Annotated in this window: 22 protein-coding genes and 1 pseudogene; 19 read left to right on the top strand and 4 right to left on the bottom strand. The window is 45.1% G+C overall.

Going from position 1 to position 26,278, the window contains the following annotated elements; translation table 11 throughout:
- Positions 1-10 precede the first annotated feature (10 nt).
- Together BUA12_RS04530 and BUA12_RS04525 are read left to right on the top strand one after the other, a co-directional pair.
- On the top strand, positions 11-2,089 hold the full coding sequence (locus tag BUA12_RS04530; protein ID WP_072708746.1) for a hydantoinase/oxoprolinase family protein: 2,079 nt from the start codon (positions 11-13) through the stop codon (positions 2,087-2,089).
- 5 nt (positions 2,090-2,094) lie between these two features.
- On the top strand, positions 2,095-3,810 hold the full coding sequence (locus BUA12_RS04525) for a hydantoinase B/oxoprolinase family protein (protein ID WP_072708743.1): 1,716 nt from the start codon (positions 2,095-2,097) through the stop codon (positions 3,808-3,810).
- Between the two features lie 212 nt (positions 3,811-4,022).
- On the opposite strand, the gene BUA12_RS04520 is transcribed toward BUA12_RS04525, so the two are convergent.
- Positions 4,023-6,719 (bottom strand): DUF4062 domain-containing protein, encoded by a 2,697-nt coding sequence (locus tag BUA12_RS04520; protein ID WP_072708740.1) that lies wholly within the window; start codon positions 6,717-6,719, stop codon positions 4,023-4,025.
- Positions 6,720-6,895: 176 nt separating this feature from the next.
- Positions 6,896-7,474 carry a S1 family peptidase gene (locus tag BUA12_RS13145; RefSeq protein WP_281248121.1) on the bottom strand — a complete coding sequence of 193 codons (579 nt, stop codon included), beginning with the start codon at positions 7,472-7,474 and terminating at the stop codon, positions 6,896-6,898.
- Positions 7,475-9,557: 2,083 nt separating this feature from the next.
- Here BUA12_RS13145 and BUA12_RS04505 point away from each other — a divergent pair.
- The 16 genes and pseudogenes from BUA12_RS04505 to BUA12_RS04430 form a co-directional block, all read left to right on the top strand.
- A pseudogene (locus tag BUA12_RS04505) lies at positions 9,558-10,592 on the top strand (benzoate/H(+) symporter BenE family transporter); the annotation flags it as partial.
- Between the two features lie 112 nt (positions 10,593-10,704).
- Positions 10,705-12,405: an ABC-ATPase domain-containing protein gene (locus BUA12_RS04500; protein ID WP_072708734.1), complete on the top strand. Its 1,701-nt coding sequence runs from the start codon at positions 10,705-10,707 to the stop codon at positions 12,403-12,405.
- 126 nt (positions 12,406-12,531) lie between these two features.
- Complete coding sequence (locus tag BUA12_RS04495; RefSeq protein WP_072708730.1) at positions 12,532-12,939, top strand: hypothetical protein; 408 nt, start codon at positions 12,532-12,534, stop codon at positions 12,937-12,939.
- On the top strand, positions 12,870-13,382 hold the full coding sequence (locus BUA12_RS04490; protein WP_178138219.1) for a hypothetical protein: 513 nt from the start codon (positions 12,870-12,872) through the stop codon (positions 13,380-13,382). Before BUA12_RS04495 ends, BUA12_RS04490 begins: the two co-directional genes overlap by 70 nt.
- Positions 13,351-13,554: a hypothetical protein gene (locus BUA12_RS04485; protein ID WP_072708724.1), complete on the top strand. Its 204-nt coding sequence runs from the start codon at positions 13,351-13,353 to the stop codon at positions 13,552-13,554. The genes BUA12_RS04490 and BUA12_RS04485 overlap by 32 nt, the downstream gene beginning before the upstream one ends.
- A gap of 69 nt (positions 13,555-13,623) precedes the next feature.
- On the top strand, positions 13,624-13,758 hold the full coding sequence (locus BUA12_RS13290) for an SEC-C metal-binding domain-containing protein (RefSeq protein WP_353961323.1): 135 nt from the start codon (positions 13,624-13,626) through the stop codon (positions 13,756-13,758).
- Positions 13,759-13,824: 66 nt separating this feature from the next.
- On the top strand, positions 13,825-14,982 hold the full coding sequence (locus BUA12_RS04475) for a benzoate/H(+) symporter BenE family transporter (protein WP_178138218.1): 1,158 nt from the start codon (positions 13,825-13,827) through the stop codon (positions 14,980-14,982).
- A 131-nt stretch (positions 14,983-15,113) separates the two neighbouring features.
- On the top strand, positions 15,114-16,301 hold the full coding sequence (fmdA, locus tag BUA12_RS04470; protein WP_072708715.1) for a formamidase: 1,188 nt from the start codon (positions 15,114-15,116) through the stop codon (positions 16,299-16,301).
- The gene (locus tag BUA12_RS04465) at positions 16,302-16,565 is read left to right on the top strand and encodes an FmdB family zinc ribbon protein (RefSeq protein ID WP_072708713.1); all 264 of its coding nucleotides are present in this window, start codon (positions 16,302-16,304) and stop codon (positions 16,563-16,565) included.
- 227 nt (positions 16,566-16,792) lie between these two features.
- On the top strand, positions 16,793-17,137 hold the full coding sequence (locus tag BUA12_RS04460; RefSeq protein ID WP_072708710.1) for a cupin domain-containing protein: 345 nt from the start codon (positions 16,793-16,795) through the stop codon (positions 17,135-17,137).
- A 221-nt stretch (positions 17,138-17,358) separates the two neighbouring features.
- The gene (locus BUA12_RS04455; RefSeq protein WP_245772742.1) at positions 17,359-17,979 is read left to right on the top strand and encodes a DUF2848 family protein; all 621 of its coding nucleotides are present in this window, start codon (positions 17,359-17,361) and stop codon (positions 17,977-17,979) included.
- Positions 17,980-17,982: 3 nt separating this feature from the next.
- On the top strand, positions 17,983-18,777 hold the full coding sequence (locus BUA12_RS04450; RefSeq protein WP_072708705.1) for a carbon-nitrogen family hydrolase: 795 nt from the start codon (positions 17,983-17,985) through the stop codon (positions 18,775-18,777).
- Positions 18,778-18,799: 22 nt separating this feature from the next.
- Positions 18,800-19,822 carry a DctP family TRAP transporter solute-binding subunit gene (locus BUA12_RS04445; protein ID WP_072708702.1) on the top strand — a complete coding sequence of 341 codons (1,023 nt, stop codon included), beginning with the start codon at positions 18,800-18,802 and terminating at the stop codon, positions 19,820-19,822.
- Positions 19,823-19,836: 14 nt separating this feature from the next.
- Positions 19,837-20,310: a TRAP transporter small permease gene (locus tag BUA12_RS04440; protein ID WP_084669887.1), complete on the top strand. Its 474-nt coding sequence runs from the start codon at positions 19,837-19,839 to the stop codon at positions 20,308-20,310.
- Complete coding sequence (locus BUA12_RS04435; RefSeq protein ID WP_072708699.1) at positions 20,292-21,575, top strand: TRAP transporter large permease; 1,284 nt, start codon at positions 20,292-20,294, stop codon at positions 21,573-21,575. Before BUA12_RS04440 ends, BUA12_RS04435 begins: the two co-directional genes overlap by 19 nt.
- Positions 21,576-21,599: 24 nt before the next feature.
- On the top strand, positions 21,600-22,271 hold the full coding sequence (locus BUA12_RS04430; protein WP_072708696.1) for a GntR family transcriptional regulator: 672 nt from the start codon (positions 21,600-21,602) through the stop codon (positions 22,269-22,271).
- Positions 22,272-22,352: 81 nt separating this feature from the next.
- On the opposite strand, the gene BUA12_RS04425 is transcribed toward BUA12_RS04430, so the two are convergent.
- Together BUA12_RS04425 and BUA12_RS04420 are read right to left on the bottom strand one after the other, a co-directional pair.
- Positions 22,353-22,679 carry a four-helix bundle copper-binding protein gene (locus tag BUA12_RS04425; protein WP_072708693.1) on the bottom strand — a complete coding sequence of 109 codons (327 nt, stop codon included), beginning with the start codon at positions 22,677-22,679 and terminating at the stop codon, positions 22,353-22,355.
- Positions 22,680-22,783: 104 nt separating this feature from the next.
- Positions 22,784-24,100 carry a S8 family peptidase gene (locus BUA12_RS04420; protein WP_072708690.1) on the bottom strand — a complete coding sequence of 439 codons (1,317 nt, stop codon included), beginning with the start codon at positions 24,098-24,100 and terminating at the stop codon, positions 22,784-22,786.
- Between the two features lie 235 nt (positions 24,101-24,335).
- Here BUA12_RS04420 and BUA12_RS04415 point away from each other — a divergent pair, with 235 nt between their 5' ends.
- Positions 24,336-26,024 (top strand): ABC transporter substrate-binding protein, encoded by a 1,689-nt coding sequence (locus BUA12_RS04415; RefSeq protein WP_072708687.1) that lies wholly within the window; start codon positions 24,336-24,338, stop codon positions 26,022-26,024.
- The last annotated feature ends 254 nt before the right edge of the window (positions 26,025-26,278 follow it).

Here is a 26,278-nt window from a genome sequence, read left to right as displayed (position 1 = left end):
AGGAAAACCAATGGGGTATGTAATAGGAATAGATGTAGGGGGCACATTCACGGATCTGCTTTTGATGGATTCATCGACAGGGAAGCAGACGATCAATAAAACCTCTACGATTGTGGAGGATCCGTCCGTCGGTGTGATGAACGGGCTAAAAGGTTTTGCCGAAATGCTGGATATGACGGTGAACGAATTGTTGTCACAAACGTCACTCATCGTCCACGGTACGACGGTGACGACGAATGCGGTGCTGACGAACAACGGCTCGAAGACCGCACTCGTCACGACGGAAGGGTTCAGGGACGTGCTGCAGATGCGGCGCGGTGTCCGGAGCCGGGACAACCTCTTCAACAATAAATATGAAGCACCGCCGGCGCTCGTGCCGAGGGATCTCCGAGTCGGCGTCTCCGAGCGCATGGACAAAGGCGGCGGTGTCATGACGGCGGTTGATGAAAAGCAGGTCGTCGCCATCGCCGAGAAACTGAAGTCCGAAAAAGTCGAGGCCGTGGCGATTTCATTCATGCATTCCTATGCGAATGATGCACATGAGCAGGCAGTGAAAAGCATCATCGAGAAGCATCTGCCGGAGGCATTCACCACCGTCTCTACGGAAGTCGTACCGATCCTCCGTCTGTACGACCGGACGAGCACCGCAGTGATGAATGCTTATGCAGGTCCGATACTCAACCAGTACATCACCAACCTGGTGGATAAGCTTCAGGATTATGATTTCAACGGGAACCTCTTGATCATGCAGTCAAACGGCGGCGTCAATAATGCGGGTACGGTCAAGAAACTACCGGCGACGACGTTGTTGTCCGGTCCTGCAGCGGGTCCTGTAGCGGGCGGCAAGTTCGCGGAATCCAGCGGCTATGAAAATGCGATTGTCGTCGATATGGGCGGCACTTCGTTTGAAGCATCCATTGTGCGTGACGGAAAGGTGTCCATCCGTAAGACAGGCGAAATCAATAAAAACTCGATCTCACTGCCGATGGCTGATATTCATACGATCGGCTCCGGTGGCGGGAGCATTGCGCGCGTCAACGACGGCGGACTTTTGAAGGTTGGGCCGGAAAGTGCCGGTGCGACACCGGGTCCGGTCAGCTATGGCAGAGGCGGTGTGGAGCCGACGACGAGTGATGCGGATCTTGTGCTCGGTTATTTGAACGACGGCTATTTCCTTGGCGGCTCAATGCGCCTTGATAAGGAGGCTGCGCGGGATGCTATTGAAGAGAGAATTGCCGAACCAACGGGAATTACGACGGAGAAAGCTGCATTCGGCATTTATTCGATATCGAATTTGAATATGGCAAGCGGCATCAAGGATGTCACAGTGGAGAACGGCTATGATCCTAGGGAGTTTCCTCTGGTGGTTGCAGGCGGTGCGGGACCTGTCCATGCAGCCATGATCGCCCGTGAGCTTGGCATCAAGGAAATCATCGTACCGAGATTTTCGTCGGTGTTGTGTGCGGTTGGCATGCTGTCATCAATGCTTAGACATGATTATCTTAGGAGCCACTACAGCAAGTGGTCGGAAGTCGATCATAAGTCGCTGTACAGCGTCATAGAGGATGATGTACAGGAAGGGAAGAAACTCCTCAGCGCAGAAGGTGTGCCGGAAAATGAGCAAATCGTCATCGTTGGCCTTGATTTAAGGTATATCGGGCAGCATTTCGAAGTGACAGTGGAGTTCGACATCAGCCTGCTGTTAAATGCGCAGCGTGCGGATGTGGAGGAATTATTCCATGAAGAACACCGGAGGCTGTACGGATTTGACCTCCGCGGTAATGAAATGGAACTGATGAACATCCGTGTCTCATGCCAGGGGGAACATACGAAGTTCTCGATACAGGAAATTCATGATGCGGACAAGGAAGCATCCGGTTATCTCAAAAATACGCGTGAAATGTACGATCCTGTACGACATGAATTCGTGGAAGCGAACGTCTATGACGGCGAGGAGATGGGTGCGGGCTGCACAGTCGATGGTCCTGCCATCATTGAACTTGTCACAACGACGATTGTCGTGCCTGATCAATATCAGGTGAAAACGGAGCGTAATGGCAACTTTTTAATGACGGATAAAGGGGAGTGATCAGTATGGATCAGATATTAGTATCAGTATTGTCCAACCGTTTGAAATCAATCTGCGGCCAGATGGGTGTCACCATCGAGAAAAGTGCACACTCGCCGCTGCTTGTGGAAGGGCGCGATTTCTCACTCGGTTTATACGCAGCGGACGGTACACTCATCGAACAGACCGAATACATTCCGATACTCGGCTATGCTACAGTGCCGGGAGTGAAAGCCATCGTTGAATACTTCAAGGATGACGTTAAAGAAGGGGATGTATTCCTCCATAACGATACGTATACAGGCGGTAACCAGAACTCAGACTGGAAAGTCGTGAAGCCCGTGTTTTATGAAGGGGAGCTTGTCGCATGGACGGCGATCATCGCCCACCAGGCCGATGTCGGCGGTGCGGTACCGGGCTCATACAACCCGTATGCGACCGACCTCTGGCAGGAAGGTCTCCGGATCACTCCGCTGAAAATCATCGAAAGCAGCAAAAAGCGCCAGGATGTCTGGGACCTCGTCTTCGGCAACGTCAGGCTGCCCGTTGTGGCGGATGACGTCACTGCGATGATCGGGGGCTGTGCCGTCGGCGAGCGGGAACTCATCGCCATCTATGACAAGTACGGTGTGGAGACATTGAATGAAGCGGTCGCTGAAATATTCAAGTCGACCGAGGAAATTGCAAAGAAAATCATCGAGGATATCCCGAACGGGGTGTATACGAGCAGTATCCTCACATACGACGACGGGTTCGACCATGATAAAGAGATGAACATCGATGTCACCATCACGGTGGAGAATGAAAAGATGACATTTGATTTCGCGGGCACACATCCTCAGACGAAGGGCTACGTCAATGCTCCGCTGCCGGTCACGATTTCATCGGTGATGATCGCTTTCTTCATGCTGAGCGATCAGGATCTGCCGCATAATGATGCGATTCATAACTGCATCGACATCACCGTGCCGGAAGGTACGATGCTGAATCCGAAGTTCCCGGCGGCATCAGGTTTCGGCAACCATCTGAGCGACCAGATCGTGACGGTCGTCATGATGGCATTGTCCGAAGTGCTGCCCGAGCGCGTCACGGCAGGATGGAATCCGCTCCTTTGCGGCATCATCAACGGCAAGGATCCGGATACGGAAGCACCGTTCGTCGATATTTTATTGAACGGCTCGAAAGGAGGCAGCGGTGGCACATACGGTGCGAACGGCTTCGACCATATCGGCCTGATTGCCTCAGGCGGTGCCCTGGCGGCACAGGACCCTGAAATGTTCGAGATCACCATGCCGCTTACGCTCCATAAGTATGAATATGCCACGGACTCCGCAGGTGCCGGCCAATGGCGCGGCGGCTACGGCGTCGAGACAGTGTTCGAAGTGAATGCCGACAACACCCAGCTCAGCATATTCGGTGACGGCAAATACGAAGCCTCCGCAGGCAAAGGACTCCTCGGCGGCACCGACGGCGGGCTGAACTCGATCAAGATCGAGTACCCGGACGGCACGGTCTATGACTCCGAAGTGAAAGACCTCGTCTCCGATATCCCGGCAGGAACGGTCTACACCCAGATCGCCGGAGGCGGCGGTGGCTACGGCGACCCGAAGGAGCGGGATAAAGAAGCGGTCATGGAAGAGCTGAAGACCGGATTGATATCTGCAGAGTCTGCGAAGGAACATTATGGGGTGGAGATTGAGAGCACGAGTTGCACTTCAGGTGAGAAGATGAAGATGAGATGATATAAGTTTTTAGGAAATATCATTCTCAAGAAAAATAGCGTTGAATTATTCTAGGTAATCAAAATAATATATTTTATGAGGAACACCCTTGAAGTCGTACAGTCAGTTTTACTTCAAGGGTGTGGATTTGATGAGATGCTTAATGGAACTGTTTTTTAATACACTCGAAATAACTCTTAAATATACTCCTATAGACATGAGTTAATTAATAACTAGAAATTATCTAATGTATATCTCACTAGATAATTTTCATCTAGTCTAGCTTGTTGGAAAATTTTTATTAAATAGTCTTGTTCTGATATATCTTTGGTATTTAACAGCCCAATGAGATGACTCTTAATTTCAGGAGTACTATTATTCATAATGAAATATAGCTTCTCCAAAACTTCTTCTTCATTATACCTAATCAACTCTACTAAGCACCTAATCGAAAAAATTCTAATATTTTTTTCTGAAGAGTTGGTTTTAAGTGAAGCAAAATGTAAAATATATTTAAATATAGCTTCGTTCAAGGTATCAAAATTATTATAATGCAAGTATCTTTCTAAAGACTTGAGTGCTTGAATAGTTTCATATTCATCAAATTCAATAGTGAAAAACAAACTATCTAAAATTAATTGATCATCTTTTTCTAAACTAGATAAAGTTAATGTATATACGAACTCTAACAATCTTACTGAGTCATTTGTAAATAAGCTAGAACCTGAAGTATTTAGTATCAAATCTTTATTTTCTTTAAGAGAATTTATAAAATCAGTATTATAGTTAATGTTCTGATTAAGAAATATGACTAAATATAAACTTTCAATCTTAAAATCAGAAGTTTGTTTAGGTGCAAACAAAGTTTCTTTTATAGTATCCATCATTCTTAATTGTATTGAATTAGAAATTTCTATTGAAGTATTTAATAATAAATTTCTGAGAAAAGAGTAAGGTCTATCTGAGTAACCATAAATAACTCCATCTTGTCCTTGTTCTTGATTCATCTTATTGATAGATTCCAGGGTTTCCATTATATAACCTTCCACTTGGTTCTGAGATAGGTCTCTAGAGTTAATTAAAATATCCTGTTGAAAAAAGTCAGTGTAATTCTCTACAAGGAACTGCTTCAAATCAGATAAATCAATATTTGTACTATAGTAATATTTAACGATGAACTCATCAAAATGATAATAATCTCTCAATGAATTTATGTCTAAGAAGTTAAGAATGAAATTTTTAACTTTTATATTAAGTTGTTTAGTAGCTTTGTCATAGTCAATTAAAGCAAGAACTCTACAAACTTCTATATACCATCTTTTAATATTATAATCAAAGAATTTCAACAAGGTAGTTATTAGGGTTTCAACATCCAGCCTTAAGGTATTTTCCGATAAAGTTGATAAGATTATATTTCCCAAAGGTACTATTTTATTCTCATCTTCAATCCAAGTATTGATGTCTTCAAATAATTTATTTGAAAAGGACTTATACAAATCATTATCAAAAAGATAACCAAAGTTCTTAAGAAGTATTAATTTCCTAACAAATACATCTGTCGCATTAGTACTATGTTCTATAGACCTGATAATGTTAGAGATATCTGAACTGGTAAGAATTGCCTCATTAAAATTGTACCGTCTTCTTAATCGACTTAATGATTTATCGTCTTTAGAAAGTATTAAAAGTTTTATTAAATTTAAATAATTGCTATTAGATCCGTACTCATAATTTATAAGGTTTATGTAATCAATAATTTGATTTTTGACTGAATCCATATTAATTATAGAGACATTCATCATCGCAACAATAAAACTGTTACTAATCGCATTGATTAAGTGATTATCATTCCTGAAGGTCTGGGAGTAAGGGGATGAATTCTGGGCATCATAGTAGCGTCTTGAAATATCTTGATAAAGAGATTCTTTTTGGCGATCAATATACGGATAAAATAATGGTTCAGTACTTTCATTTATTAATTTTTGTCCTTCATTTTCAGCAGATATTTGGTTATGAAGTCTATCGAAATCATTTAAGACATTCCTTAAATCAATAGCTATATCAAGCTTGAACCAATTTGGCACCTGAATATTATCATGGCACATTGCCAGTGCAGCTCTCAAGTGGTCTATTGTGCTAGCAAAGTCTGATAACAGATAACTATTTAAAGCCAAAATTCTTTTTTTAATGATATTATGAAACTCTTCTGCATGATAAGAAAGAATAATTTCTTCTAAACTTCTTAGCTTATTAGGATGGAAACTTGCTTCTCCTAAGATGATTTTTAATAAATCGACAGCATTCTTCTTCTGTATGCGATTTAAAGTGGATTCTTTAGCATTATATTGGGGTCTTGTATAAAAATACGAGTGCAAGTATTCTGTAATAAAGTCGAAGTCTTTAATAGTGGAACGAGAAATTTTATAATCAGGATATTCTTTATCTATTGAGTTTTCTTCGGTATATCCGCTTAATAAACTATCTGTATAAATATATTCATTGATTACATCACTAACAAGACTCTCTATAGTTACTTCAATAATGTCTTCGTTTTTATCTACCTCAATAAATTTTTGACTTACATCAGGTCCCATATTTATTAGTTCTTTTTGTAAATATGTTGGCTCAGAACATTGATCTTTTGAAAAAATATATATCATTTTCTTCTTTAATAATTTAGCTCTTTTAATCTCTTCCGCAACACCTTGATTAATTCCGGATCTATTATCAATAAGTATAAGGACTACGTCAGAGTCTTGAATTTCTCTTAAATAAGCATTTTTTGTATTTGTGCTCGAAGCCCCTGCTTTTTCGAAAGCGTATACATCGAAATAATTCGTTTTTTCAAGGCAATCCCAAATAGCTGTACGTATGTGTACAAAATCCCCATCCATACGTGAACTCAAAAATACTTTAATTTTCTTCTTCAAAGAATCACTCCCAATATCTATACAATTAGATTTATTTAAGATGCAAAATTTTCATAAATAAGTGCTTATTTAAAAGTTTACTTAGCACAACAATAAACTCCAATTAGTGGTGCATGTAATATAACTCACAATTCACAAAATTACATAGAAATATATGAGTCATTCTGTTAAATGCTTTAAAATAAACCTTCCAATTCATTTATTCTAGAAGATTTAATTATTAATCCTAAATTATTTGGGATTCTAGAGATGGGTACCGCCGTATCAGAAGTTGGAATATCTATAATTTCTATTTCTCCTGTAATAGTATGTTGAGGACCAGCATATAAAATGACTAATAAAAAAATGCGTGTTTGTCCCATGTAGGTGTTTCCTTGTCTATCTTGATAGCTGCCCTCGTTTAGCAAAAATACTGGTGAGCCACTGGAACCAGGAAAACATGCAGCATCAATCATAAATTCTTCTTTCCCATCATAATTATTATAAGGGTGAGTAGCAGTTATCCCTTTTCTGAAAATGGGTTTATTATTAACGCGATCCCAAATCCCATTAGGATAGCCCATCATTATTACATCCTCCAAAGCCTTTAAATCTTTTAGTTGAGAATTTGTAGGTATTAGTGATTTATCTAAGGGTATAAAGAATAATTCATTTCCGCTAGTGTGAGCATAATTAATTAAAGGCATGATGGACATAACACATAAATCGACTTCAGGATTAGGATGGTTTTTCCAGTGAGATTCAAAATTCTGTATTTCTAAATGATAATGATCAGTATCTTTGGGATAACCTGACGGATTGGATTTCGTAAAAATGAGTTTTCCATTTGAGCTATCTTATATAACATGTTTATTTGTTATTACTACAGGCATGTAACTGCCATTTTCTTCATTCTCTTTAAATTTAAAGAAGTAACCAGTCCCTGTACTTATCATTCCATTGATATGCTCACATTCAATTCTTATCGTAGAATATTGCAGTTGTTCAGTGATAGACATCTCCATAATGGTTATCCTCCATATCAAATTTTATAATTAAAGATAAGAAATCATTATAAAATAAGCTCTCTAAAATAGAAAAAATATATAGCGAAGAGTTTTTTGACTTTCTCTGTTTTTATATTTTGATATTCTCCCTGTCATCTTAGAAATGACTTTTGTGATATCGATTATCTGAATATTGTCCATAGACATCAAATTTCCTAATAAGCGAGCTTTAGATATCAATTACAGAAAGCTTATCTACTAATAACGAACAGAGCTTATTTTACAGACTATTTTAGTTTACTTTGCACCATGCTGGCCGGTGAGATGGTCGTTATATTTTGAGATTTGAATGGTTGCCGCAAATTATTCTGATAATATTGTCTCTATTCTAACAGATTCTGCTTCTTCGCTGAATGGTGTACTTTCGAAATGGGAGAAATGGATATCAAGCTTGAAGTAAAGGTTTTTTTTGATGATAGTGAAAAATTGACGTACGAGGCGACCGATACAGAATTAGAGCAGCCGTATTCATAAAGTTCTATTGTAGAAATGTGAGTAAGAGAAATACGCACCGGAATCCTTACGACCGGTGGCGAAGACTTCCATCTCTATACATTCACAAAACCCCATTTGAAATCGACGATGCTCGGTATAGGATGAGGATTGACGCCGGGTCTCCATCACCCGGAAATAACATTCAACCGGGAACATCTGCCAGTTGCAACTGAAATTGTCACAAGTGCATTGTTGAAGACCTAGGAACATTTGAAGAGATAGAGTAAAACATTTTAATCTAAGACTGTGAAACTACAAAGATATTATCATCAAAAAGCCCTGATCCAATGCAAAGGATTAGGGCTTTTTCAATTGATCAGCTTAAAATGAAGCTTTGATAATATGATGATCAGAGATAATGTATTATTAGGGTATATATTAGTATTGTATCGAATCAAAGTTTTTTCTGACGAAGCGTTTAGTTAAAAATAATATGGCACCGTAAGCAAGAAAACGAATATAAGAAGCGTCAGTCTTTTTTTATGTGATTATAAATGGTGAAAAAAGGAGCACGAAAAGATGACGGAATATGGCAGACTGCATGAGTCAAACGGATGTTACATTTTAAGGTTTGAAAAGTTTACCCTACATCATCCTGAAGAAGTTTTCTCTACTCTTACAGATCCTGATCACTTCGCTGAATGGTATCCTTTCGCAACCGGAGAGATGGATCAAAGATCGGTGGCAAGATTGCTTTCAATGATGGGGAAGGGTCGACATACAGTGCGACAATTACAGAACTAGAGAAGCCATATTCCTTTGGCTCCCGTGAAGTTGATGATCAAGTGAATATTTCATTGAAGGAGGAGGATAGATGCAGAATCATCTTCACTCATACTTTTGATGATAATGCAGCTGAGCTTCGTGAGTACTACAGTGAGGCGTTTAACAGATAGAGTTGAAGGAATATTGTTGACATACTTAGAAATGCACAAAGAGAAGTTTTATGATGGAAAGGTTCTGATTTCAAGTATGTCAGCAGGCACCGTCTATAACCAGATTATTGGGCATATTAATATGAATCTGTGAAACTGCAGATGAAAAATTTAAAAAGCTCTAATTTATTGTGTGGGATTAGAGTTTTTTAAGTGAACAGTTTAATAGACGATGAGGGTGAGGTAATATTCTTGTTAAGTAACGTTTTCTATGTATATAGAAAGGGCTTTAACTTATGAAGAATTTTAAATCGCAACATGTTTTCACCGGAATCATTGCTGCCTTGTTGACAGCCTTCTCAGGTATGGTGATTATCCAAGCCTCCAACGACTTGGGATTGAGTTAGTCACAGCTTTATTCATGGATTGCTTCCATATATATTATGGGTGGTGTAATCAGTCTGGTATTGACATTAAAGTACAGGATGCCTTTGATCGGTGCACATTCTTTGGCGACCGCAATTTTCTTGATTCCGATTATGCAGGGCTTCAACATCAATGAAATGGTCGGAGGATATTTGATGGCCGGTCTGCTGCTTCTGGTGATCAGTCAATTGAAATTCATCAGGGATTTCATCATTTCCATACCGAATTACATTATAGAAGCGATGCTTGCCGGGATAGTGGTCAATTATATGCTCAGTTCAATATTGGAGCTGTCAGCTTATGTATTGATCCTGGCAGCATCGGTCATCGCTTATTTTCTGGTGCAGGTATACATAAAAAATATCCCGGGGTTCTTTGGTGGGTTGGCCGTTGTCTTTATATCAAGTCTGTTTATTGGATTTGAAAGTTTTGAGGTCGATCAAGTGGTCTTTTCAGTGGCGTTCATAGAGCCGCAGATTGATCTGGTGACCATCACCGTGATTTCGCTGCCGGTGGCTGTGATGATACTGGGCAATGAAGTTTCCATTTCCTTAAGTGCCCTGAAGAAGAATGGCTATGAAGTGCCTTTTCAGCAAGGGGTATTATCTTCAGGCATCGGGACGTCCATCGTGAACATGTTCGGCGGGCACGCGGCGGGGATCGGCGGTATGTCGACGACGATCTGCAGCAATGAGGAGGCCGGGGTTAAAGGTGAGAGATATAAAAGTGCAGTGGTGGCCGGCAGTCTGATTGTACTTTTCGGATTACTTGCCCCTTTGATGATCAATCTGATGAGGGCCATCCAGGGAGAGTTGATATCCATCATCGTCATACTTACACTGCTCGGGATTTTATTGAATTGCTTCAAAAGTTTAATGGGTCTGAAATCCAGAACGAGTATCATCATCATGATTTCGTTTGTCATTTCAGCTGCAAATATCAATGTTTACATTTTGTCGGCGCCTTTATTGAGTTTGATTGTGGGCTATATTTTATATGGTTTCTTTATAAAAGGGAAAATTCAGGGATGACTGTGGATTTCAATCAGTTGAGGTTTTTGTATATGTTTTAATATGTTAGGTTAAGTAGGGGAAACAGACGCTTTAACAAGTGGTTGAACAAATGTACTGAAAGGGAAATTAGATGAAAACTAATCATGATTTGAATCATCTGCTGCACTCATTGGACAGGCAGACATACGGCAGATATAAACAGATTAAAGGGATATACGACTTCGGCGGGTTCCGTCTCGCCGTCGATCATGTGCAGGTCGACCCCTTTGCGCCGCCTTCCAAAATGCGCATCATCATCGACCGGAAAACCATCGGCATACTGGATGATCTGCTTGAATCCAAGCCTGAGCGGATCGCCGCTTCCGATTTTCTGATACGCACTTTCGATAGAAAGATTGGTCAGCTCAATAAGAAATCGAAAGGGCAGGGGACCAACGGCAAAGTATTCATCGACCGCTGCGGCCAGGAGATGTTCGAGCGGACCGCTGTCGTGATCGGTGATGAAGAAATCGAGGTCCGGATCGAAGCGGGCCTCCCTGCTGCAGGCCGGAAGATACTCGGTAAGGCGGCCGCCTCCATATTCAGTGAGATGATGCCTGAAGCGGTGGAGTCTTTATTATACAAAAACCTTAATCAACAGGGTTTGAAAGACCAGATCATTCTGATGCTTGACCAGGAGCATATACTGGAAGTGATGAAGGAGCAGAATTTGATCGCATTCGTTGCGGACGGTTCAGTACTGCCTCGGGAGAGCGGGGTGTCGGATAGGCCGATGCAGGGTGCGGTGCCTTTCGAGAGTCCGGAAAGTCTGGAGACGGAGATTGAATTACCGAGTGGAGACAAAGTCACGGGGATGGGCCTCCCTGAAGGGATCACACTGATCGTCGGCGGGGGCTACCACGGTAAATCGACGCTCCTTGAGGCATTGGAGCGCGGGGTGTATCACCATATTGAAGGCGACGGCAGGGAACTCGTTCTCACGCGTCCGGACGCGGTGAAAATCCGTGCAGAAGACGGGCGCAGTGTGTCGGGTGTCGATATTGCCCCGTTCATCAACAACCTGCCGGGCGGCAAGGATACACACAAGTTTTCAACGGCAAATGCCAGCGGCAGCACTTCACAGGCGGCAAACGTAATGGAGGCATTGGAGGCGGGATCTTCACTGATGCTCATCGATGAGGATACATCTGCCACCAACTTCATGATCCGGGACGCCCGCATGCAGAAGCTGATCGCCCCGGACAAGGAGCCGATCACACCATTCTCTGATAAAATCCGGGCGCTGTATGGGGAGAAGGGTGTGTCCACCATACTCATCGTCGGCGGGTCCGGTGACTACTTTGAAGCGGCCGACCATGTGCTGATGATGGATGAGTACCGGCTGAAGGATGTGACCAGGGAAGCGAAGACCATTGCAGACACCGACGGTTACAGAAGGCCGGATACTTCCCATAAAGCGTTCGGAGTGCTGTCTGAGCGGACACCGCTTAAAAAGAGCTTTGCCAAAAGGGGTAAGGATGGCAGACTGAAATCAAAAGGGCTCCACACCATCCTCTACGGCAAAGAATCCATTGACATCTCCGGACTGGAACAGCTCACGGATACAAGTCAGACGAATGCAATCACTGCGATGATCGAATACTTCAAGGACGAAGTGCTGGATGATAGGGTGACGATATCTGAAGCGGCCGATAAAATATATGCTCGTATTGAAAAAGGAGGTCTCGATGCCATATCACCGTTCGGCGGCCATCCGGGCAATATGGCATTGCCGAGGAAGCAGGAATTCATTGCTGCGGTGAACAGGTATAGAGGGTTGAAGGTGAAGTAACATTATAAATTGAAAGTAGTGACAGGCTCCGGTATAAATTTTAAAACCGGAACCTGTTTATATTTTCAGTTTTTGATGAATGTTTTGTTATAATGTGTTCAACTAAAAGATAAAGAGGTTTTCCATATGGACCTGCTTGAAAGAATCGATCCTTACCTGACTTCTGATGATAAAGTGGTGCGTCATTTTGCACTTAATGCAGTCGGCACTTTCCCTTCCACAAAACCGGAGTGGCCGGCGAGGCTTTTGAAGGAAGTAATAGAGAAGCCGGAGAAAGCTTCGGATTATGCTACTGCAATAGGAGATATGACATTTTCCAACGAAGATGTTCCTTTATTGATGGAAGCGATGAAAAGCGCGCCCGGATTCATCGCGCTCTCACTCAAAAGAGTTGCTGAAGGATTGCCGCTTGATGTGAAAATTGAAAACCGTGAAGTGCTCCAATCTGTATTTTCAATGGAGGAATGGGTTTTTTCACCCAGGTGGCTGAAGCGTCACAGGATGAACTCGAACAAATGCTTGAAAACCATTTGAAGGAAATGGAGTCGCTCGAACACTATGATCAGCGACCGTACAACAGGGCAAAAGCGATGGCATATAGGCAGGCGAAGGAAGGCTGGGTTGATCCGGAAGATTTGCGGCACACCATCCGAGAGCAGAAATCGCCACCTTATTTTGATTTTAAAGGCATGATCGCCGTCTACAAAGCCGGTCCGATCAAAGATGAGAGCATGATTGAAGAATTGGCATCACTGCTGCTCCGTGATGAGGATATTTTACTGGAGGAGCTGAAGGATGCACTCGTCGGGTTCCAGTCGGGCCGGGTCGTCGAGGCGGTCGAACCACTGGCTGCAGGTCTTGCTCCCATATACCAGATTGAAGACCCATACCGCAGGTGCAATCGAAGCACTCAAACACCTGTATTGGACGATCGAGGACACCGATATGAAATCTGTCGCCATCAGAGGGCTCGCTGAGCAGCTGACAGCAGAAGGCCGCCCTGAAATTGAAGACTATATGACTTATGAATACAAGGGACAGATCTTTGACATGGACGAAATGGCTTACGGCTATTTTAAAGTCATGGGGTATGATCACCCTGAACTTGAAGACTGGAAAATCAGCGCACTTCAGAAGCTGGGGCGGTAGGACCATAGACTATCCTCCGAATTGGATGCCTTTATCCCTAAAGTTCGTGCACCGGTCACCTCGCCAAAGGTGGGAGGCAATGAGCCATGCCTTTGCGGCAGCGGGCAGAAATATAAAAATGACATGGCATCTGAGAATGCAACCCAAGCACACGGCGAGTGGTCTATCCACTTGAACTTCAGAATTTCTTGCAATTTATTATAACATCGTTTATCAGTCACCAGGACAGCTCCAATCATTACATCATATAAAAGGCGGGGCGGAATGATCATGAAGCGTATTAAACCGGAACATATTTTCACCGGCATCATTGCTGCCCTTCTGACATCCTTTTCAGGCATGGTGATCATCGAATCCGCCCGGGATCTGGGGTTGAGTGAGTTACAGCTTTTTTCATGGATGTCTTCCATATACGTCATGGGCGGATTGATCAGTCTGGTCTTGACGCTCAAATACAGGATGCCGCTGATCGGTGCGCATTCTCTGGCGACGGCGATCTACCTGATACCGGTGATGCAGGGGTTCAGCATCAATGAGATGGTGGGCGGGTATTTGATCGCCGGCCTGCTGCTCCTTGTGATCAGCCAATTGAAATTTCTGAGGGATTTCATCACCTCCATTCCGAACTACATCATAGAGGCGATGCTTGCAGGGATAGTGGTGAATTATATACTGAGCTCGATATTGGATTTATCCAGCTATGTATTGGTCCTGGCAGCATCGGTTCTCGCTTATTTTCTGGTGCAGGTATACCTCAAGAACATCCCGGGGTTCTTTGGCGGGCTGGCAGTGGTTTTCATAACCGCTCTGTTTATTGGTTTTGAAAGCTTTGAGGTTGATCAAGTGGTCTTTGCGGTGGCGTTCATGGAGCCCAAGATTGATATGGTGACCATCACCGTGATTTCGATTCCGGTTGCCGTGATGATTCTGAGCAATGAAGTGTCCATCTCCTTAAGTGCCTTGAAGAAGAACGGTTATGAAGTGCCTTTTCAGCAAGTGGTGCTGTCTTCAGGCATCGGTGTATCCATCGTCAGTATGTTCGGTGGCCATGCGGCCGGGATCGGCGGCATGTCGACGACGATCTGCAGTAATGCGGAGGCCGGGGTTAAGAGTGAGCGGTACAAAAGCGCGGTGGTGGCGGGCATTTTGATTGTACTTTTTGGACTGCTGGCCCCTCTGATGATCACCCTGATGATCGCGATCCCCGGTGAACTGATCTCCATCATCGTCATACTCACTTTACTCGGCATCTTACTCAGCTGCTTCAAAAGCCTGATGAACTTGAAATCAAAAGCGAGTATTTTGATCATGCTGGTTTCATTCGTCATCTCGGCGGTGAACATCAATATCTACATCTTGTCGGCGCCCCTGTTGAGTTTGATTGTCGGTACGATTTTATACGCTGTATTTTTGAAGAAAACGGACTGAAGATAAGTTTTTCTCCCCTGAAGCATCAGGGGTGTTTTTCAATCATTTCATGAATGCGCTTACATAAAAGCTTGTTTATTTATAATTTTGGTTATATGATAAAATTACACCAAAATTTTAGGAGGTAGAACATGTCCAAGCAGATTTTCGAAGTGGATTTGACTAAAAAGATGCATGAGCAGAAGCGCCCCGGCCACAATCGCTGGCATCCCGACATCCCCGCAGCCTTTTCCGTAGATCCTGGTGAGACATTCAAGCTCGAATGCCTCGATTGGACGGACGGTCAGATTTCAAACAATGATGACCCGTCTGACATCAGGGATGTGAATTTGAAGCGCGTCCACGTCCTGAGCGGTCCGGTCCATGTCAATGGTGTGGAACCCGGGGACCTGCTCGTAGTCGACATTTTGGATATCGGCACCTTCAGTGCACATGAATGGGGCTTCAACGGCATTTTCGCAAAAGAGAATGGCGGCAGTTTCCTGGTCGATCATTACCCGGATGCAGCAAAATCCATATGGGACTTCGAAGGCATTTATGCCACGAGCCGACATGTACCCAATGTCAGGTTTGCCGGCATCATCCATCCCGGCCTGATCGGCGTCGCCCCTTCACAGGAACTTCTGGATGAATGGAACCGCAGGGAAAAGAAATTGGTGGATACGGATCCTGAGCGCGTGCCGCCGCTTGCGGAACTCCCTGACGAGGACTCGGTCGTCCTTGGCACCTTGACGGGGGAGGACTTCGACAGGGTGGCAAGGGAAGGCGCACGGACGGTGCCTCCAAGGGAGAACGGCGGCAACTGTGACATCAAGAACCTGTCAAAGGGCTCGAGAATTTATTTCCCTGTATTTGTGGACGGGGCGAACCTGTCGGTCGGAGATCTGCACTTTTCTCAAGGGGACGGTGAGATCACATTCTGCGGCGGCATTGAAATGCCGGGATGGATCGAGCTGAAAGTGGATGTCATCAAAGGCGGCATGAAGAAACATAAGATTGAGCGGAATCCTGCCTTCCAGCCGGGACCCGTCATGCCGCACTATAATGAATACCTCGTGTTCGAAGGCATTTCAGTGAATGAATTTTCCGGCGGCCAGACATACCTGGATGCGAATACGGCATACAGGAACGCCTGCCTCAATGCCATCGAATTTCTGAAGACATGCGGATTCACCGGTGAGCAGGCGTATATGCTGCTCGGCACCGCACCGGTCCAGGGCAACATCGGCGGCATCGTCGATATACCGAATGCCTGCTGTACATTGTCCTTGCCAAAAGAAATATTTGACGACAACATCATTCCGAAGTTGGATGATTAGATGCCCAAGTATACTTTCACATGCACGACTTGCGGTGAATATGACGTATGGAAATCGATGTCGGCAGATCTGGCAAATGATTTCTGCCCGGAATGCGGTGCGGGGACAATAAGGAAATATGATGGCTTTCAAGTCGGCAGGATGGATACGAAATTGAAGAAACGCGTCGAGGGCGGCATGACGCCGAAAGTGGTGAAGAAGGAAGCATTGCCGCAAAGTAATATAAAGGAGCTGAACGCCAACCCACGGCCGTGGATGGTGTAGTCAAGCGGCCATATGGAGCATATCAGCTTTGAAGGTCGGTGAACTGGTGATGATAGGAGACGCCCGGGCAGATGACCGGGCGTTTTTTTGATGTGCCATAATCCTGATGCATGGGTGATTTGTGAATCAGGTTGAACTTAGTGACTTTAAATTTGAATTATATAAATCACTGTGTTTACTATTACAGTAGATTATAAAAATATTTAAAAATATGAGGAGGATGCAGAATGACAAGACCGGAAATTGAATTTACACATTTCGAAGAGTTTGAAGCCGAGCAAATCCCAGGCTCCACCAAAGGAAGGACACAAAGAGTCATTTCAAAAGATGAAGAGACGGGTGATTTTGTCAGGGTATCGGAGTTCCCTCCGGGAGTGGACACTTCCGAAGAGGGTGTGCAGGTTCATGATTATTGGGAAGAGCTGTATATCATAGAGGGGTCGGTGATAGATCTCGAGTTGAATAAGGAATTCACCGCCGGTATGGTTGCTTCAAGACCGCCTGGTATGAAGCATGGTCCGTGGAAGTCACCGAATGGCTGCAAGATGTTTGAAGTGGTTTATTACAAGTAATACTGCTGATCTAAAGATGAAATCGCATAATAGTATGTCTCCGGGAGAGAGCCGGGGCATACTTTTTTTGTGTGTTCAATGTTTGGGGAGCAGACGAGGTGAGGCTTCAAGCAACGGGGGATTGAATCTGGATAATGATTTTTCAGAAAAATTCAATGAAAGCCTTTACATGAAACAATGTATAAAATATAATGTATACATAATACATTAGGAGTGATGACTTGAATTTATACGCAATTGGTTATGCAGGAAGAAACAAGGACAAAACGTGGGAGCATATTGAAGAGCTGAAAAAAATCGGTGTTCCCGAGCCGAAAAGTGTACCGGAGCTTTACCATTTGAACCCTGAGCTGCTTAATTACAGCGATAAGATTCATATCATCGGGGACGAGACGAGCGGTGAAGTGGAGATTGTACTGATTGCAGATGCAGATGGAAATATCGAGGTCACTGTTGGAAGCGATCACACAGACAGGGGTCTTGAAACCATTTCAATTCAAAAATCAAAGCAGATCTGTCCCAAACCATTGGCTGAAGAAACGATCAAATTCAACGATATTGAAGATGAATGGGATGATCTTGAGTTATTCAGCTACGTGAAAAATGATGGTGAATGGGTCGAATACCAGTCGGGCAATGTTTCAGCCATCATCCCTTTGGAGGAAATCAAAACCTTCCTGAAGGAGAATGGTGTTGAATTGAAAGACGCCACTGTATTCTGCGGCACAGTACCGCTTAAAGATGGTTTCATTTTCGGAGATGCATTCAAATGTGGTCTTAAAAGCAATAAATTGAACAAGACGATCGAAATCGAATATGAAATAAATAAGTTGAAGGAGTAAACGATGAGAGTAGTTATATTTCAATATGACGTATATTACGGTGACGTGGAAAAGAACCTGAATAAAGTCAAATCATTATTCGAGGCAGCGGATCTGCAGGAAGATGATGTGGTGGTGCTTCCTGAAATGTGGACATCGGGTTATGACCTTGAAAATATAGATGTTCATGCCGCGAACGAACTGGAGCCGATCAAAACTGAGATTTCCGGACTTGCCGGGAAGTACTCAGTCAACGTAGTTGCTGGTTCGATTCCGAATAAGGTCGATGGCGAAGTATACAATACGGCATTTTACGTAGATAAGAGCGGTGAACAACGACACCAATATTCAAAAATGCACCTTGTTCCGATGTTGAATGAACCTGCATTTCTGGCAGGAGGGAAAGACACTTCTGAAACTTTTGATCTATTGGGCGAAAATGCCGGTTTGGTCATATGTTATGATCTGCGCTTCCCTGAATTGTTCAGGGACCTTGTACTTCAGGAAGCGAAAGTCATTTTTGTAGTCGCTGAATGGCCGTTGGCCAGGAAAGATCATTGGCTGACCCTGCTTCGTGCGAGGGCGATAGAGAACCAATGTTATATCGTTGCTTCCAACAGCATCGGTACACAGGATAATGGTACAACATTTGCGGGCAACAGCGTTGTATATAATCCTTTCGGCGAAGCATTGGTCCAGGGGTCTACGGATGAGGAAGAGATTCTGAAAGCGGAAATTGATTTGGATTATATCGACGAAGTCAGGAAAGATATACCGATTTTTGACAGTCGCAGAAAAGAGATGTACAAATTCTTATAAACAAAAATTAGGGGGAGTTAAAATGAAGAAAATTTATGGATTATTATTGATCATGGTTCTCGCATTAGCCGCATGTGGTGGAGACGATGCAGGTGAAGATAATGGGGAGTCAAACGGTGATGCTGAAAACGGTACAGAACAAAGGACGATAAAACTGGCCCATACAGGTTCCGAGGAACACCAGTATCATATAGCAGCATCAGAATTCAAGGAGATCCTTGAATCCAACGAAGATGTCGATATGACGGTGGAAATCCACCCGAATGCATCTTTGGGCTCTGAAGGCGATGCGATAGAGCAGGTCATTGGTGGATCGCTCGAAATGACGACTGTAGCTGCCGACAGTAACCTCGCAAACACGATTCCTGAAATGAATGTTTTTGGCATCCCGTATATCTTTGAGGATAAAGAGCATGCATATAATGCCCTCGATGGAGAAGAAGGACAAGAACTTCTGGACCTTGCTGAAGAGAATGGCATGAAAGGCCTCGGTTATTGGGAGGTTGGCATGAGACACATGACGAATGACTCAAGGGAAATCGTTGAGCCGGAAGATATGGAAGGGCTGAGTATACGTGTGCAGCCGGCAGATGTTTGGGAGCAGCATATGAGGGCGCTTGGAGCGAATCCAACACCTGTAGACTTCAATGAATTGTATTCTGCACTTGACCAGGGTGTGGTTGATGGTCAGGAAAACCCGCTGCCGACAATTGATTCCATGAACTTTTATGAGGTGCAGGATTATGTGTCCTTGACCGGCCATACTTACTCTCCTGCAGCCACTATGATGAACCTTGATTTCTATGAAAGTTTATCCGATGTCGAAGTGGAAGCGATCGAAAGTGCCTTTGCTGAAGCAAGAGATTATCAAAGAAACTTCCTTGATGAAAGAGAAGATGAAATCACTGCCATGTTGGAAGAAGAAGGCATCACCATCACTGAACCGAACAGAGATGCATTCAGAGAAGCAACTTCAGATGTAGCAGAAGCAGTTTCAGATGAAGTGCCGGAAGAGATAGTTGAAGGCTTAAGAAATGCTGACTGACAGGTTGTGAGAAAATGATAAACAAAATAGACGTAACTCTTTCAAAGATATTGGAAACAGTAATGGTCATCACTTTGCTGGTAACCGTTATTGTCACTTTCATCCAAGTGGTGTTCAGGTACTTCCTTCAGATAAGCCTGCCCTGGTCCCAGGAATTTCTTATGCTCTGCTTCGTCTATAGTGTGTTTTCCGGGGCAGCTTATCTGGTAAGTAAAAATGAGCATCTGGTGGTGGATCTGTTCGATAAGCTGCCAAAGAAGCTGGATGGATTTCTAAGCATATTGGAGTGTCTCATAGCTATATTTGTATTGGGTGTCTTTGTCTATTATGGTTTTGAATTGGTCCAACTGAACCTTGATACGGGACAGACATTATCATCCCTGCCTATTCAAAGAGCATACTTATATATGGCCGTACCGGTATTTTCCATCATGATGATCTACTTTTATGTCAGGAGGCTGATTAAATTATGCTTTGGTTGGGTCTGATAATACTTCTGTTTATTTTGATAATAGCCAGGGTGCCGGTGGCATTCGCCATGGCCTTCATATCGGTGGTGGGAATTGCAGCTAATGATTTCAGCCTGCTTTCAAACGTGCCGCGGAATATTTTCAGCGGAGTGAACAGTTTCACGCTCGTCGCGATTCCTTTATTCATCCTGGCGGGAGAAATCATGGCAAAGGGCGGTATTTCCCAACGTCTGATAGACTTTTCAAAAATCATTGTAGGACCTATCCCCGGTGGACTGGCTTTAGTGGTCATCATAAGCAGTGTGTTCTTTTCTGCCTTGACGGGCACAGCTATCGCAGCTGCAGCAGCAATCGGCGGCATGCTGATACCGACTATGCTGAAAGAAGGTTATGATCAGGGTTTCACCACTTCCCTGATTGCGACCTCCTCAACCATAGGGCCGATCATACCTCCGAGTATCGTTTTGATTTTATACGGAGTGATAGCAAGTGTATCAATCAGCGATCTCTTCATAACGGGTATACTTCCCGGCGTCCTGATGGCACTGGGGCTAGCAGCATACAGCATCATCATAGGCAAGAAGCATGGCTATGTGATAAAAGGTAACAAAGTAAGTTTCAAGACATTCATGCTTTCCTTGAAGGATGCGATATTGGCTTTATTGATGCCGGTCATTATAATAGGCGGTATCATATCAGGAATATTCACTGCGACAGAGTCCGGGGTGATTGCTGTTTTCTATGCTTTGATCATCTCCATCTTTGTCTATAAAGAAATATCCGTCAAGGATTTATGGAATGTACTGAAAAACAGTGCCGGAACAACAGCGGGTATTATTTTCCTGATTGCATCAGCCTCCGTCTTCATCTGGTATATCAACTATGAGAGCATACCGGGTCAACTGATGGACTTGATGGGCTTTGCTGCAGATAATCCGATTCTTTTATTGCTGATCATAAACATCATCCTGCTACTAGCGGGTACATTCATCGATACAATCAGTGCCGTGACGATATTCACACCATTATTTGCACCGATGGTATTGGCAGTCGGAATCGATCCGGTACATTTCGGAATCATACTGGCAGTCAACCTGACCATCGGAATGGTCACCCCGCCACTTGGTGTATGTTTGTTTGTAGTATCATCCATTGCTAAACAGAAAGTGCCGATAATGTTCAAGCATTTATTCCCTCAAGTGGGTATACTCATAGCCGTATTGGTGATTGTGACTTATATGCCGGGACTGATCATGTTCCCTGTTGAATGGATGTCACGATAATATTTGAGCAAAGGACGTTGGCATATGGGGAGTTTTAAAATTAAGGAAATCAAGAGAAAGACTTTGAAGGATACCATTTATGCATCTTTGAAGGAAATCATTCTCAATAACAATTTTCCATCTGACGACTTTATTACTGAAAGTTCCCTGGCGGAACAGTTGAATGTTTCAAGAACCCCTTTAAGGGAAGCGATGCAGGACCTGGTCAGCGAGAATCTGATCGAGTTCAAACCCAGAAAAGGTTATAAAATCAAAACACATTCCCTTGAAGAAGTTGAACAGATTTTCCTGTTGAGGTATGTCATTGAAAAAGAGATCATCGATCCATTGTTCGATAATCTCACGCCGGAAAAAATCGAAGGCTTAAAAAGAATTTTAGTTAAGCAGGAAGAAACAGTAGTTGAAGAAGATGGATATCGGTTTATGCTGGTAGATAAAAAATTTCACAGAGAGATGTTCCTCATCTCGGAATATAACATTTTTTTGGAGTCATACGACTTGTTCCACAACCTGACTATTCTTATCGGTGCACAGGCCATCAGGAAGAAGGGAAGGATGGCCGAAGTCATAAAAGAACACCGTGAGATAATCAAGATGTTGGAAAATAGGGATAAAGCAGGTATGACCGAAGCAATAAAAACACATCTTGACCGAACCAAGAGTATGTATACGGATATGCTCGCTTCAGATGAATGAAAACATGAAAGCAGGCCCACAGTTTAGTGGAGGCCTGCTTTCTTTTGTCCCTTGATATAGAACGATCCGGAGTGATATAAATTACGCCGCCTGCTTACACGCTTCTGCACATTTGAAGCACGCTTCCGCACATTTCTGGCAGTGGTCGTGGTCATGTTTCCTGCACTCGTTGCCGCATGCCTCGCAGATTGTGGCACATACGCCGGCGAGTTCCTTTACGAATGGGGAGTTCCTTGTTGCGGCCTGTTCAACATATGCACACATATCCGCACATTCACGGTCCAGTCTGATGCAGTCGGCCATCATCTTCACGTCTTCTTCCTGCAGGCATGCATCAAAGCAGTGGTTGCACGCCTCCATGCATTCATGCAGTGCATCAATCAGCTGTTGATGTTGTTCATGCGCCATTTCAAGACCTCCTAAAGAATGATATTCATGATACGGTTTCCCGAATCCCCGATTTTAAAACCAATGGTGTGAATAAAAGGATCCATGGAGGTTTCATTCACCGTCTACCAGCTGTGGCCCGAGGCCGATTTCTGCAGGTTCTCGGCATAGCTCAAAGAGATATTGACGGCACTTTGTGCCTCGAGATATCCCCACTGGCTGCCGAACGCGGGCTCACCGGTCATCTGAAGGATGCTCTTGATGTCATTCGGGCTGAGCGCGGGGCTCGCCTCAAGCATCAGCGCGATGACGCCTGCGCAGATCGGTGTCGCCATGGACGTGCCTGACATCTGGATGTAGTGGTCATCGATGATCTGTTCAGCAAGTTCCGTCTCCGCGGCTGAACCGGGTGCACGCAGTGAGATGATGTCGGTGCCGGGTGCATAGATGTCGGGTTTCACGAACTGGTCGATGGTCGGCCCGCGGCTTGAGAATTCCGCGATCGTATCATCCGAACGGTCGACGGTATCCTGGTCGTCGGCTGCACCGACGGTGATGATGAACGGGTTGATGGCGGGCGTGCCGATCGTGGACGGGGCGGGCCCGCTGTTGCCTGCCGCGGCACAGACGATGAGTCCGCTGTGCCACGCCTGCTGGGCTGCAACGGACAGCGGGTCATCCCTGAAGGATTCGTAGGCTTCGGCGCCGAGTGATAATGAAAGGATGTCTATATTGTGCGCATCCCTGTGGTCCATGCACCATTCGATGCCTTCGATGATGGTGGACAGGCTGCCGCCGCCCGCGCCGTCGAGGACTTTGACGCCGACGAGTGATGCTTCCGGCGCGGGGCCTGTGTACGTGCCGCCGGACATGGCGCCGTTGCCCGCGGCGTCGCCGGCGCAATGTGTGCCGTGGCCGTCGTCGTCATAAGGCTCGGTCTCCCCGTTGATCAGGTCATGGAAGGCGATGATGCGGTCTTCCGGCGTCGTCAGGTCCGCATGCGGGTGGATGCCGGTGTCGAGCACTGCAATCGTCACGCCTTTCCCGCTCAGCTGGTGCTGCTCCCTGATGCGCCTCGAGCCGATCTGATCATCCGTGATGTCGAGGTAGGCCTGGACCGGCCGGTCGTAATATATCTTATCCACTGCGTGGTGGTGTCTGACCTCCTTGATCTTTTCGGGGGTGAGGGCGCCTTTCACACTGTTGATGATGCGTATTTCCGCATTCATATGGCCGAGGCCGTCCGCGTTGCATGTGCGGATCAGGTCCTCTTTCTCATCTTCCCCCGATGTTTTCCTGCATTTGATGATCACCGGGATTTCTTCAGGCATCGCCTCCGCCGCCCGGTAATCCTGCTTCCTTATATTCCTGAGCTGTGCGACGAGGCCTGGATCGAGCTTGCCGTCGTTCTCTTCAAACCATACTCTCTGTCTTTTGCTCATATGATCGTCCTCCCTTTCATATATTCATCATGTGCCAAGGGCTGTGGCATCAATGTGCATTCAATATTCCATTACCTTTATGGCGTGAATCAAACATTCCCCCCCCTCCTGTAATATGCAGATCGATCACGATTGTAAGCGGTCAAAAGAATATTCAAAAAGCATTGAAATGATATTGTAATCGTTTTCATTATAATATATAATTATACGGAATTAAAATATCAGGGGGTTCTTTATGAAGCAACGGAAATTTCATTTTACTGTTTTAATGTTGGCACTTCTGTTCGTCCTTGCAGCCTGTACGGATGATGCGGACGTGGAGGACGACGCACAGGAGGACGGCGCCGGGGAGGCGGAGGCACAGGAGGAGGACATCGTCATCGGCATGATGCGGGAGCCTGTCGCCGTGGATCCCCACGGATCCAATGACATCCCCTCCGCCCAGGTGAGGACGCAGATTTTTGATACACTGATCCATCAGAATGCGGAAATGGAGCTTGAGCCGGGGCTCGCCGAGTCCTGGGAGCAGGAAGAGGATGACCTCTGGCGCTTTGAATTGAAGGAGGGCGTCACTTTCCACAACGGCTCGGATTTCACGGCTGAAGATGTCGAAGCGACATTGGACCGCATGCTCGACCCGACGGTCGCTTCCACCGCAGCATTCCTCTTTGAAGTGATCGAAGATGTGGAAGTGGTCGGTGACCACGAACTGCTGATGCATACGGAATATGCCTTTGCACCGCTTCTCAACCATCTTGCGCACAACACGAGCGGCATCCTCAGCAAGGAGGTCATCGATGAGGATTATGAGAGCGCGATCGAAGCGGCCGAGCTCGACCTTTCACTTGAGGAATACTATGAGTTGAGGGAAGAGGGCGGAGATGAATTCGAGGAAGCTTCAGAAGCGATGAGTGAGCATATCGGTTCTGTAGTCTCCGACAATCCGGACGGCACAGGACACCTTCAATTCGAGAGCAGGGATCCGGGGAGTGAGATCGTCCTGGAAAAATTCGAGGACTACCATGGCGGTGAACGCAACTTCGGTACGGTGACATACCGGGTCATCCCTGAAAATGCCGCCCGTCTCGCTGAACTTGAAACCGGCGGCATCATGATCACCGAAGAGGTGGATGCGGACAACATCGACAGGGTGCGCGACCATGAAGATACGGACGTCATCGATCAGGACGGTCTCGGCATGACGTACCTGGCATTCCATACGGAAAATGAGCCTTTCGACGATCCGAACGTCAGACGGGCGATTTCATCAGCCATCGACCGTGAAAGCATCATCGAAGGTGTCCTGAATGACCGGGGCACCCATGCTTCGAGCCATATCTCACCGGCTGTGAACGGCCATGCGGACAGCCTGGAGGAAATCGAATATGACATGGAGCAGGCGAGGGAATATCTGGCTGAAACCGATGTCGCCGACGGCTTCGACACGACGCTCTGGGTCTCGGATTCCGAAGAGACGGTGAACATCGCCATATATATCCAGGAAACGCTCGGTGAGCTCGGCATCGAAGCGGAGATAGAACAGTTTGAATACGGTGCATTTTTGGACAAGGCGAGGGAAGGGACGCATGACATGTTCATCCTCGGCTGGGTCAGCGTGACCGGCGATGCGGACTACGGCCTGCATCCGATGTTCCATACGGACAGCCAGGACGGCTCCGGCAACCGCTGGTTCTACTCCAACACCGAACTTGACGGCCTGCTCGATCAGGCACAGCAGTCCAGTGATGAAGGCGAACGTGAGACGTTATATGAAGAAGCCCAGCTGATCCTGAGGGAAGACCTGCCGGTTGCACCATTGTATTATGCGGAACTCGGCATCGGGGTCAATGAAACATTGATCGAGGACGTTGAGCTCGATCCGGTGGGCATCATCAGGCTTGAGAACGTCACCTTTCCCGAATAGGAAATGACGTGGGAAGTACAGGATAAGTAATATGATATATGACAAAGATCCCGGGGGCGCCGTCCCCGGGATTTTTGTGTTCAAAGGTAATTGAGCCGCATGGGGACGGGCACGGCATGGCATGAAAAGTATTCAGACAGTTATGAATAATTAAAATTTTATATGGACATATCTCTAAAATGAGATTATTATAGGGTTATGGGTATTAATTCAATAAAGGATTATAATTACAATTATGAGGCGTGCACTTTTAG

This window comes from Lacicoccus alkaliphilus DSM 16010 (genome assembly GCF_900142805.1).
Taxonomy (GTDB): domain Bacteria; phylum Bacillota; class Bacilli; order Staphylococcales; family Salinicoccaceae; genus Lacicoccus; species Lacicoccus alkaliphilus.
The sequence above is the reverse complement of the archived record's forward strand: the minus strand, read 5'-3'. Positions and strand labels throughout refer to the sequence as shown.